Annotated in this window: 8 protein-coding genes; 1 reads left to right on the top strand and 7 read right to left on the bottom strand. The window is 65.5% G+C overall.

The genetic code is table 11. From position 1 onward, the window contains the following. Positions 1-5: 5 nt before the first annotated feature. The 7 genes from OPV09_RS15045 to OPV09_RS15015 form a co-directional block, all read right to left on the bottom strand. Positions 6-443 carry a DUF6678 family protein gene (locus OPV09_RS15045; RefSeq protein WP_338678627.1) on the bottom strand — a complete coding sequence of 146 codons (438 nt, stop codon included), beginning with the start codon at positions 441-443 and terminating at the stop codon, positions 6-8. Then, on the bottom strand, positions 443-1,672 hold the full coding sequence (gene purT / locus OPV09_RS15040) for a formate-dependent phosphoribosylglycinamide formyltransferase (protein ID WP_072453699.1): 1,230 nt from the start codon (positions 1,670-1,672) through the stop codon (positions 443-445). Before purT ends, OPV09_RS15045 begins: the two co-directional genes overlap by 1 nt. 91 nt (positions 1,673-1,763) lie before the next feature. Then, positions 1,764-2,261 carry a VOC family protein gene (locus tag OPV09_RS15035; RefSeq protein WP_425323991.1) on the bottom strand — a complete coding sequence of 166 codons (498 nt, stop codon included), beginning with the start codon at positions 2,259-2,261 and terminating at the stop codon, positions 1,764-1,766. Positions 2,262-2,342: 81 nt separating this feature from the next. After that, complete coding sequence (locus OPV09_RS15030) at positions 2,343-3,707, bottom strand: TolC family protein (protein ID WP_338678626.1); 1,365 nt, start codon at positions 3,705-3,707, stop codon at positions 2,343-2,345. Then, positions 3,697-5,040, bottom strand: coding sequence for an HlyD family type I secretion periplasmic adaptor subunit (locus OPV09_RS15025; protein WP_338678625.1), 1,344 nt, complete (start codon positions 5,038-5,040; stop codon positions 3,697-3,699). Before OPV09_RS15025 ends, OPV09_RS15030 begins: the two co-directional genes overlap by 11 nt. After that, a complete protein-coding gene (locus OPV09_RS15020; protein ID WP_338678624.1) occupies positions 5,037-7,223 on the bottom strand; it encodes a type I secretion system permease/ATPase in 2,187 nt (728 codons plus the stop codon). The genes OPV09_RS15025 and OPV09_RS15020 overlap by 4 nt, the downstream gene beginning before the upstream one ends. A 90-nt stretch (positions 7,224-7,313) precedes the next feature. After that, the gene (locus OPV09_RS15015) at positions 7,314-10,334 is read right to left on the bottom strand and encodes a calcium-binding protein (RefSeq protein WP_338678623.1); all 3,021 of its coding nucleotides are present in this window, start codon (positions 10,332-10,334) and stop codon (positions 7,314-7,316) included. A 320-nt stretch (positions 10,335-10,654) separates the two neighbouring features. Here OPV09_RS15015 and OPV09_RS15010 point away from each other — a divergent pair, with 320 nt between their 5' ends. Beyond that, on the top strand, positions 10,655-11,797 hold the full coding sequence (locus OPV09_RS15010) for a serine hydrolase domain-containing protein (protein WP_338678622.1): 1,143 nt from the start codon (positions 10,655-10,657) through the stop codon (positions 11,795-11,797). Positions 11,798-11,804: the final 7 nt, after the last annotated feature.

Below are 11,804 nucleotides of genomic sequence, written 5' to 3'. Positions count from 1 at the left end.
TTGAATTAGTCGGCGGGTGGGAAATCGTGATAATTGCGGGGCAAATAGCCCCAGATACGCGCCACCCGGTCCCGCACTTCGAAATCGAAACCGATGCGCTCGAGCTCCGGCACGATCCACACGCCGTGGTCGATGATTTTCTTGGGCAGCAGCATGGCCACGTGTTCTTCCGAGTACAGGCTGATATCGAACCATTCCACGCCCAGGAACGGGAACGGCGGGTGGTAATCCCATTCCGTATCCCAGCGCGACACATAGCCGGTGACGGAGCCGTAACGGTACGACGGCGCCCAGTCGGTGCGTCCGCGCATGAAAGCCAGCAGTTCGTTCCACTTGCAATCGTTGGCGGCGCCGGCCAGGTTGCGCCGCGCGATGTAGCCACGCAGCTTGCGCTTGATGTCGTCGCCACCGGCGTCGGCCTGCGGCAGGCTGGCCTCTGGCATCAGCGGACCACCGGTTTGACTTTGGACGCAGCCAGCACGGCGCGCGCGCGGGCCGTGTCGATATCGTCGGCCGTGGCCAGCGCCACGCCCATGCGGCGGCGGGCGAATGATTCCGGCTTGCCGAACAGGCGCAAGTCCGCGCCCGGCACGCTCAAGGCGTCGGCCACGCCTTCGAAGGCGATGCCTTTCGCTTCCAGCTGGCCGTAGATGACGGCCGAGGCGCCGGGCGAACGCAGGGCCACGTTGACGGGCAAGCCGAGGATGGCTTTCGCGTGCAGCTCGAATTCGCTCTGCACCTGGCTGGCCATGGTGACCATGCCCGTGTCGTGCGGACGGGGGCTCACTTCCGAGAACCACACCATGTCGTCCTTGACGAACAGCTCCACGCCGAACAGGCCCAGGCCGCCCAGGTTGTCCGTCACCTTGCGGGCGATGTCGCGCGAACGCTCGAGGGCCAGCGGCGCCATGCGGGCCGGCTGCCACGATTCCACGTAGTCGCCATGCACCTGCAAGTGGCCGATCGGCTCGCAGAACTGCGTCTCGATCTGTCCCGAAGCGCCGACGGCACGCACGGTCAGCAAGGTGATTTCGTAATCGAAGTCGATGAAACCCTCGACGATGACCCGGCCCGTATCGACACGGCTGCCGCTGGCCGCATACGCCCACGCCGCATCCACGTCCGCGGCGCCATCGAGTTTGGACTGGCCCTTGCCCGACGACGACATCACGGGTTTCACGACGCACGGAAAGCCGATCTCCTGGCAGGCAAGCTGCAACTCCCGCAGGCTGCTGGCGAAGCGGTAGGGCGACGTGGCCACGCCCAGGGTCTCGGCCGCCAAGGTGCGGATGCCTTCGCGGTTCATCGTCAGCACGGCCGCGCGCGCGTTCGGGATGCACGTGATTTGCCCGGCCGCTTCCAGCGCCGCCAGCGTATCGGTGGCGATGGCTTCGATTTCGGGCACGATCAGATCGGGCTTTTCCAGTTCGATCAGGGCGGCCAGGGCCACGCCGTCGCTCATGTCGATCACGTGCGAGCGGTGCGCCACCGGGTGGCCCGGCGCGTTCGGATAGCGGTCGACGGCGATCACTTCCACGCCCAGGCGCTGCAGCGACATGATCACTTCCTTGCCCAGTTCACCCGAGCCCAGCAGCATGACTTTGATGGCGGTGGAAGACAGGGGCGTGCCGAAGGTGCGGGGCGCGATGGTGCTGCTGGTGCTAGTGGTCATGGCAGGGTCTGTAGGCGGATGGAAAGATGGCTGGGACTATAGCAAATGCCGGCCATCTTGGACAGGGCGCACCGCTGCCTGACGGACCAGGCTAGCCCGCGTAAGCCCGCTTGATCTCGTCGATGTCGATCTTTTTCATGCCCATCATGGCTTTCATCACGCGCTGGGCCTTGATCGGGTCGGGATCGCCCAGCAGCTTGACCATGATGGTGGGCACGATTTGCCAGGACACGCCGAACTGGTCCTTGAGCCAGCCGCACTGCTGCGCTTCCAGGGGCCCGCCTTCGGACAACTGGTTCCAGTAGTGGTCGACCTCGTCCTGGGTTTCGCAATTGACCTGGAACGAGATCGCCTCGGAAAACTGAAACAGGGGACCGCCATTCAAGCCCGTGAACGTCTGGCCGTCGAGTTCAAACGCGACAGTCAGCACGCTGCCCGGCTCCTGGCCGTGGATTTCCTTGCCCTCCTCGCCATAGCGCAGGATCTGGCCGATCTTCGAATTGGGGAATATCCCCGTATAAAACAGGGCCGCCGCCTCGGCGTGGCCGTTGAACCATAAACACGGGGTAATCTTTTGTATGCTGTGCATGATGTCTCCCTTGGCCGGTGTGTGGATTAGCTACGCTAATATAGTCACAATTGCGCCGGCATGGCGCGCGGAATGCGCCTGTTAGCGACCTGCAATGGCCTCCCGTCCCAGCACGCCGGCGCTGGCCAGCAGACGCAGCCGGGCCGAACGCCATTCCGCCTGGCAACGGATGCGTTCCTGCTGCGCCTCGAGCAGCGCCGACTGGGTGTTCAGCATTTCCAGGATATCGGCCGCGCCCAGGCCGAACTTGCGCTGCACGCTGGCCTGGGCATCGCGCGCGGCGTCCAGCCACGCTTGCGAGGCGGCCAGGTTGGCCAGCGCCGTGCTCGCTTCCGCATGCGTTTTCACCAGTTCCATCAGGGTCTGCTGCTTTACGTCTTGCGCCTCGGCTTCCCTTTGCCCGGCCTGCGCCAGCGCGCCGCGCACCTTGTAGCGGCGCGCAAAACCGTCGAACAGGGGGATGTTCAATGAGATGCCCACCAGGGTTTCGCGCGTGGACGCGGCGGACAAGCCCTGGTTGGGGCGGCCGTTCTGGTAGATATTGGCCGTCAGGTCGATGCTGGGACGGCCTTCCGACTCGCTCACGGCCACCCGTTCGCGCGCGGCCGCCAGCTGCGCCTGCGCAGCCATGATGGCCGGGTGCCGCGCCTGGGCCAGCGCCAGCCAGGTGTGCAGATCTTCGCCCAAGCCCGCCACCGGGGCATCCGCTTCGTCATCCAGCACCACGCCCGCCTCGGCCGGCAAACCCAGCGTATAGACAAGCACGGCGTGCGCCTTCTGGAACTCGCCATCGGCGCGGCTGGCGCCCAGGGCCGCCTTGGCCAGCGCGCTTGTCGCCTGCAGGGTGTCGCTGTGCGAACCCAGTCCCCGCTGCGCGCGGCGCTGCGTGGCCAGCACCGTTTCATTGGCCAGCGCCCGGTACTCCTCGCGCATCCGCACGTTGGCCCGCGCCGTCTGCGCGTCGAAATACGCGCTGACGGTGGCCGCCAGGGTCTTTTGCAGCACGGCGTCGCGGTTGGCCAGGGCCGCGTCGAGCAAGGCTTGCGCCGAACGCTGGCCCGCCGCGCGCCCGCCGAAGTCGAACAGACGCCAGGACAGATTGAGCGAGCCCGTATTGCTGTTCAAGCTACCGGACGGCGTGCTGGCGCCCGGATAAGCCGTGCGGTCGTGCACCCGGCTCAGGCCCGCATTCAGGGTCGGCAGAAAGGCGGCTCTGGCCTCGCCCACGCCGGCCGCCTGCAGCCGTATGCCGGCCCAGGCGCCATGCACCTGCGCGTTGCGGCACAGGGCCAGGTCGACGGCCGCCGGCAGGGTCAAGGGCACGCCCGCCTCGTAATCGGACGGGCATGGCGCGGCCTCGAACTCGCCCGCCTGCGCCGCAGCACTGGCCAGCAGCAAGCTGGCGGCGATGGCGATGGCGGTCATGGCGCGGCGTCTAGCGTTCATGCAGCGCCTCCTTCTGGTGCTGTACCAGCGGCGAGAGCACGTATTCGATCACCCTCCTCGTCCCCGTGCGGATTTCCGCGCGCACGGCCATGCCGGCCGACAGCGGCGCCAATCTGCCGTCGACGACGATGGACGGCTGCCGCAGCGTGATCCTGACGGCATACACGGGACCCTTCTTTTCATCCTCGACAGCGTCGCGCGAGACGCTGCTGACGACGGCGGGCACGGTGCCATACTTGGTGTAATCGAAGGCGTCGACCTTGATGGCCACCGCCTGCCCGACCTGCACGAAGCCGACGTCGCGGTTTTCCAGCACGGCGTCAATTTCCAGCTTGCCCTGGCGCGGCACGATCTGCATCAGCGCCTGCGCGGCCGGCACGACGCCGCCCACCGTGTGCAGCTTCAGTTGCTGCACCGTGCCGTCGACGGGCGCCGTCAAACGCAGCAGGCTGCCGCGGGCGCCTGCGCGGCGCGCATCCTGGCCGCTGGCCGCCGCCACCCTGGCCCCTTCCGTCAGCGCGTCGTAGGCGTCCTTGCGCGTCTGCGCCACCAGGGCCGCGCGCTCGCTGCGGGCCGACGCCAGCTGGCCTGCCAGGTCGATGCGCGCCTGCTCCTTTTCCAGCCACGCGTGTTCGGCCACGTCGCGCGTGGCCAGCAGCGCCTTGTAGTCGCTGGCGCGCTGCGTGGCCAGCGGCAACGCCTGGGCATAGCGGGCAATCTCGCCATCGAGATGCGCGAGCCGGGCGCGGAAATTCGCGTACTGGCCATCGAGGTGGCCCTGCGCTTCCTCGCGCTGGGCGGCGGAAGCGCCATCGGGCGCCGCCAGCTTGGGCAGCGTCAAGCTGTCGATGGCGGCGATCAGCGCGCGCGAGCGGGCCATCTGCAGCGCGGCCGCCACGGCGTCGCCGGCGGCCTTGTCGCGTTCGGCGTCCGGGCCGCGGCTGTCGAGTTCCACCAGCAGCTGGCCCGCCTTGACGGCTTGCCCTTCCTTCACATGCAGGGCGCGCACGGCCGCCACGTCGACCGAGGCGATGGTCTTGGTGTTGCCGGACGGAATGATCTTGCCGGCCGCGTTGACGATGATGTCGACCTGGCCAAAGACCGCCCACAGCACGACGCAGCCGACCAGCAGCATCAGCACCCTGGCCGTCAGGCGCAACGATAGCGACACGGGCCGCTCCTGCAGCGCCAGCGCGGCCGGCAAGAAGGCCGCCTCGTCTTCGCTGAGCACGGGGCCGCTCAAGGCGGCGCGCTGGCGCCAGCTGTGCCGCAGCACCTGGCCGTAACGTTGCAACAGCTCGCCATACGCGGCCAGGCGGTGGCCGGCGCTCATGTTGCGTCCCCTGTTGCGCTCCCGCTCGTGCCCTGCTGCAGGCTGTACAGATGGGCGTAGATGCCGCCCGGCTGCGCCAGCAGCGCGTCATGCGTGCCCAGTTCGGCCACCTGCCCCCGCTCCATGACCACGATGCGGTGTGCTTCGCGCACGGCCGACAGGCGGTGGGCGATGATCAGCACAGTGCGCCCCGCGCAAATGCCGCGCATATTGTCCTGGATGATTTTTTCCGATTCGTAATCGAGGGCGCTCGTCGCCTCGTCGAAAATCAGGATGCGCGGATCACCGATCAGGGCGCGGGCGATGGCGATGCGCTGGCGCTGGCCGCCCGACAGGCCCGTGCCGTGCTCGCCCACCATGGTGTCGTAGCCTTCGGGCAACTCGCAAATGAAATCGTGGGCGCCCGCCAGTTTCGCCACGGCGATGACGGCATCGATGGACAGCGCCGGGTCGCTCAGGGCGATGTTGTCGCGCACGGAACGGTTGAACAGGATGTTTTCCTGCAGCACGACGCCGATCTGGCGCCGCAGCGAGGCCGTGTCGATGACGGCGATGTCCTGTCCGTCGATCAGCACCTTGCCCCGCTCGGGAATGTACAGACGCTGCGCCAGCCGCGTCAAGGTGCTCTTGCCCGAGCCGGAACGCCCGACGATGCCGATCACTTCGCCGGGCGCGATGGCAATCGACACATTGCGCAGCACCTCGGCCGCATCGGGCCGGTAGCGGAAACCCACTTGCTGGAAGTCGATGGCGCCCGCGATGCGCGGCAGGCGCGCCTTCTGGCTGCCCGCTTCCACGCGCGCGTTGAGGATGTCGCCGAGCCGGCTCATGGAGATGCCTACCTGCTGGAAATCGTTCCACAGCTGGGCCAGGCGCAGGATGGGCGACGCCACCTGCCCGGCCAGCATATTGAAGGCGACCAGTTCGCCCACCGTCATCTTGCCGTCGATGACGAGGGTGGCGCCCCACCACATGATGGCCGCCGTCACCAGCTTGCTCACGAGCGTCACGCCGCCGCTGGCCAGCATGCCGATGTTATTCGCCGACAAGCCCGCCGACACATAGCCGGCCAGCTGCTTTTCCCACTGCTGCTGCCAGCGCGGTTCGACGGCCATTGCCTTGAGTGTATCGACGCCGCTGATGGTTTCAACCAGGAAGGACTGGTTTTCCGCGCTGCGGTTGAATTTGTCGTTCAGGCGGCCACGCAACACGGGCGTGAGCAGCATCGACAGGGCCGCGTAGACGGGAATCGAGGCCAGCACGACGATGCTGAGCGCCGCGCTGTACCACAGCATGGCGGCAATGAAGATGAAGGAAAACAGCAGATCGAGCACCAGGGTCATCGCGTTGCCGGTGAGAAAAGAGCGGATGTTTTCCAGTTCATGGATGCGCGCCACGGAATCGCCCACGCGGCGCGCCTGGAAATACGCGATCGGCAAGGCCAGTAAATGGCGGAACAGGCGCGCGCCCAGTTCCACGTCGATCTTGCTGCTGGTGCGCGCGAAAACATAGGTGCGAATGAGGCCCAGCACGGCTTCGAAGACGATGGCGCACACGAGGCCGATGGCCACCACGTGCAGGGTTTTCATCGCATGATTGACCAGCACCTTGTCCATCACCACCTGGAAAAACAGGGGCGTGGCCAGGCCGATCAGTTGCAACACGAAGGAAATCAGCAACACTTCGCCCAGCAGCCTGCGGTATTTGACGACGGCGGGAATGAACCAGCTGAAGTCGAAACGTGCCGTCTCGCCCGCATAGCTGGCCTTGCTGGTGAAAAAGATCAGCTCGCCCGTCCAGGCGGCAAGAAAAGCTTCGCGACCGAGGATCTGCGGCGGCTGGCCCGGATGCTGGACCAGCACCTTGCTCACGCCGTCAGCGCCCGTCTCGACCTTGCCAAGGATAAAGAACCGACCGTCCGTATCGATGGCGATGGCCGGCAGCGGCGCTTGCCCCAGCCGTTCGGGCGCCTGGCGCACCAGTTTGGCCGTCAAGCCAAGTTGTCTGGCGGCCAGCAGCACGGTTTGCCGCGTGAACACGGCCTGTCCGAAAGCATGCTTGAGCTGGGCGCCATCGGCGGCGATGCCGTGCAGGCTGGCCATCAGCAACAGCGACAGCAAGCCCGTGTCGGGCGCAGTTTTTTCTATGGACGGCGTATCGTTGCGGTGGGAGAGGACTGTCATCGGGCAATATCAGAGATTCAATGGCGCAGCCAGGCCGTGGCAGGTCGCCCCGGCCCGGCTGCGGAGGGTGGATCTGGCTATGTCAACTGATTAATGGACTGCCGCCAGCTGGATCTGCGTCGACGGATTGCCGTGGCCTGACCATGGCGCCGATGCGGCCGCCGGCACGGCAAAGCCGGCCATCGCTTGCACCAGCTGCGCGGAATCCGCCTGCCAGCCGCCGAGTCCGCCCTGGCTGACGGCACTGAATTGCTGCGCGGAGCGCCAGTTCTGCGCCAGCACCGGCGCCAGGATGGCGGCCGTGCCTGCAGGCAAGGTCAGCTGGCCGGCCGGTGGCGGCGTCAGGCCCGCCATGGCCTGCACGAGGTTTTGCACCTGGCTGCCCAGCAAGACCCGGCCATCGGCCATGCGGAATTCCTCGATGCTCGCCCCCGCTGCCGCATACCAGCCATTGACGGTGATCTTGTCATTGGTGCCGATGGTGCTCACTTCGAGGTTGGTGCCCACCTGGCGGAACCACAGCTGCTCGGCGCTGACGCCGGCCAGGAAGGACACCACGTCGCGGCTGCCCGCCTCGTTCGCCTCGGAAATAATGTCGACGCCGTCACCGCGGGCGAAGACATAGGTGTCGTTGCCCAGCGTACCGGCCAGCGCGTCATCGCCCTTGCCGCCTTGCAGGATATCGTTGCCGAGGCCGCCCAGCAGGATGTTCTTCAGTTCATTGCCGGTCAGCACGTCGTCGAACTTGCTGCCGATGACGGCATTGAAATTGGCCAGCACGTCGCTGCCCGCGCGCGCCGTCATCGGGCCGCCAACGGGCGCAAAGGCGGCCGTCACGCCCGTAGTGGAAGTGGCGTAGGACAGCGAATTGCCCGCCCCGCCACCGTCGAGCACGTTGCCGCCGGCGGTGCCGACATGGAAGACGTTGCTGGTATAGGCGCTGCCCGTCACCGTCAGGCCGGCTGCGGCCAGGCGCACGTACTCGACGTTGTCGGCCACCGTGTAGTTGACCTTGGTGTACACGGTGTCGTTGCCGCCATTGCCACGTTCGTCGATGAAGTCGCCGCTGTGGTTGACGTAATACGTGTCGTCACCACCGAGGCCTTGCAGCAGGTCGGCGCCCGTGCTCCCATTGATGACGTCGGCGCCCGCCGTGCCGACAAAGGTTGGACCCGTCGGTTGCGTGGGACCGTTGAAGTGCCAGGCCTGGGCCAGCGCGGGCGCCAGGGCAGCGGCCGTGCCGGCCGGCAAGGTCAGCTGGCCCAGCGGCGGCGGCGCCAGGTTCGCCATCGCCTGCACCAGCAGCTGCACGTCGGCGCCGCGCATGACGTGGCCGGCGGCCGTGCGGAATTCCTCGATGTTCGGCACAGCCGCGTTCCAGGCGCGGATGGTGATCTTGTCCGTGGTGCCGATGGTGCTCACTTCCAGGTCATTGCCCACCTGGCGGAACCACAGCTGGTCGATGTTGACACCGGCCAGGAAGGCGATGGTGTCGTAATTGGCATCGGCGGACGATTCGATAACGACATCGGCGCCGTCGCCGCGCGCAAAGACATAGGTATCGTCGCCGAGGCCGCCGGTGAGCACGTCGCTGCCTTTGCCGCCTTGCAAGGTATCGTTGCCAAGGCCGCCAGCCAGGGTATTGGCCAGCTCGTTGCCGGACAGTACGTCGTCATAGCCGCTGCCCGTCACGCTGGAAATATTGACCAGCACATCGCTGCCCGGGCGGGCCGCATGGGATTCGTTGATGGAAACGATGCTGGCCGTCGCGCCTGCCTTGGAGCCCGCATAGGTGGCCGTGCTGTTCGTGCCGGTGCCGCGCAGCACGTTGCCGCCGGCGACATCGACGTGGAACACGTTGTCATTGCCGTTGCCCGTCACCGTCAGGTCGGCGGCGCTCACATGCACCTCTTCGACGTTGGCGGCCAGCGTGTAGTTCGCGCTGGCATAGACGGTGTCGCGTCCGCCGCCAGCCTGTTCCACCACCACGTCGCCGCTGTGGTTGACGTAATACGTGTCGTCGCCGGCCAGGCCCACCATCACGTCGGCGCCCGCCGTGCCCAGGATGATGTCCGGGTTCGCCGTGCCGGTAAAGACGCCATTGCCGGGCTGGTTCGGTCCTTCCGTGCGCCAGTTCTGCGCCAGCGCCGGCGCCAGGGCGGCGGCCGTTGCCGCTGGCAAGGTCAGCTGGCCGGCCGCTGGCATCGCCAGGCCCGCCATTGTCTGCACGAGGTTTTGCACGTCGCTGCCCAGCAGCACGCGGCCTTCGGCCGTGCGGAATTCCTGGATGCGCGGCGCCGCACTGGAAAACCAGGCGTTGATGGTGATCTTGTCGCCGGTGCCGATGGTGCTCACTTCCAGCGCCGTGCCCACCTGGCGGAACCACAGCTGGTCGGCATTGACGCCGGCCAGGAAGGAGACGACGTTATGGCTGGCCGCCTCTTCTCCTTCAACGATGATGTCGGCGCCGTCGCCACGGGCAAACATATACGTGTCGTCGCCCTGCATGCCGGCCAGGGTATCGTCGCCCTTGCCGCCGCGCAGGATATCGTTGCCAAAACCGCCCACGAGGGCGTTTTTGAGCTCGTTACCGGTCAGGACATCATCGAACTTGCTGCCGGCGATGTTGGCGATATTGAGCAGCACATCGCTGCCGGGCGGCGCCGTCACCGGGCCATTCGCTCCGGACAAGGTCGCCGTCACGCCCGTGCTGGACGCCGTGTAATTGACCATGTTGCCCGTGCCGCCGCCATCGATCCTGTTGCCACCGGCCGCATCAACGAAAAAGACGTTATTGGTATTGGCGCTGCCCGTTACCGTCAGGCCGCCTGCGGTCAGGCGCACGTTCTCGATGTTGTCGGCCACCGTGTAATTGACGCTGGTGTAGACGGTATCGCTGCCGCCATTGGCCAGTTCGACGATCACGTCGCCACTGTGGTTGACGTAATACGTATCGTCGCCGGCCAGGCCTTCGAGCACGTCGGCGCCCGTGGTGCCGGTGAGGATATCCGCGTTCGCCGTGCCCGTGAAGCGCTGCGCGGCGGCTGCCGAACTGTTCAGGTAAGCGTCGATGGCGGAGACGCTGGAGCCAGATGCATTGTTTTCAGTCATGTTGCAGTTTCCTGTCATTAAACTTAAAACCAAGATTGAATATGCCGGCGCAAGCCGGCATGCAAGGCAAAAGTTCCGGCCGCATCCACTTGCCATTCAGCGTGCACCTTCAACGGTCCGGCACTTTTGGCGCATGGACGGCGAGCGCTTGAGCGTCGCCTCGCATGCACGCCTTAATGACGCGCAATCGGGACAGGCACTGTTATTTGTCATGCAAATGTCACACTGCATGGAAGAAAGAAGATGAGATTTTTGCCAAGTTTTTTCTGTCACCGCCATAGCCATTGTGCGAGAATGCCCCTCCCCCCTCGATGGTGCGCATGATGACCAAACTCGCCGCAAGCATCACTGTAATGACACTGCTGCTGGCAGCTTGCAAGCCAGCAGCCACGGCACCTGCGCACGACATTCCTGCGGCCATGCGCCAGACCGCGGCCACTTTGCTGCAGTCACCATTGCTGCACGCGACCTCGATTGCCGTCGTTTATCGCGGCAAGGAATTCATCCTGCATCAGGGCGAGCTGGAGACCGGCAAAGCCAATCCGCCGAACGATACAACGCTGTATGAAATCGGCTCAGTCAGCAAGACTTTTGCTGGCCTGCTACTGGCGAACGCCGTGCTGGACGGGAAGGCGGCGCTCGACGATCCCATACAAAACTACCTGCCGGCCGCCTACCCGAACCTGCAGTGGCAAGGCCAGCCCGTGCGCTTGCGCCACTTGATCACGCACACCAGCACCATGCCGGGCATGCTGCCATTGCAGGTGAACGCCATATTGCAGGATTTCACGGCACACGCCACGCCGGCAAAGCTCAATGCAGCGTACGCCAACTACGGGCAACAGCAATTCTGGCAGGATTTACATGCAGTCAGCATCAAGGGTCCGCTAGGCAAGGACTACGCCTATTCCAGCGCCGGTACCGAACTCATTGCGCACACGCTCGAAACAATCTACGCCATGCCCTATGCAGACCTGCTCACGCAATTCATCGCGCGCGAAGCCGGCATGCGCGATACCGGGCTGAAAATCGCAGCCCAGGATGCCGGCCGGCTGGCGCCCGGCTACCACAGCGACAATCCCGTCATCACGACACCGATGCCGCAACTGCCCTGGGGGGCAGCGGGCAACCTGAAGTCGACCATGCCCGATATGGCGAAGTACCTGCGCCTGCAATTGAGCGCCCATCGCGCGGTCGCCGAATCGCACAAGCCGCTGGTGCGCTTTCAGGATGACTTCAGCATTGGCTATTTCTGGAACATCGGCAACAACCGCCAGTTGGGCACGCATTATGTACACCATGGCGGCGTGCCACGTGCGCAAAGCTACGCCTGGATCGTTCCCCAATATCAGCTTGGGGTCTTCATCATCACCAACCAGAGCGGCGACGCGACCGCCGGCGCCATGGAAAGCGCGCTGGCGCCTATTTTCGACACAGTGGAATCGATGGAAAGCGCGAAGTAGGCCGCCA

This window comes from Janthinobacterium sp. TB1-E2 (assembly GCF_036885605.1).
GTDB lineage: Bacteria > Pseudomonadota > Gammaproteobacteria > Burkholderiales > Burkholderiaceae_D > Janthinobacterium > Janthinobacterium aestuarii.
The sequence above is the reverse complement of the archived record's forward strand: the minus strand, read 5'-3'. Positions and strand labels throughout refer to the sequence as shown.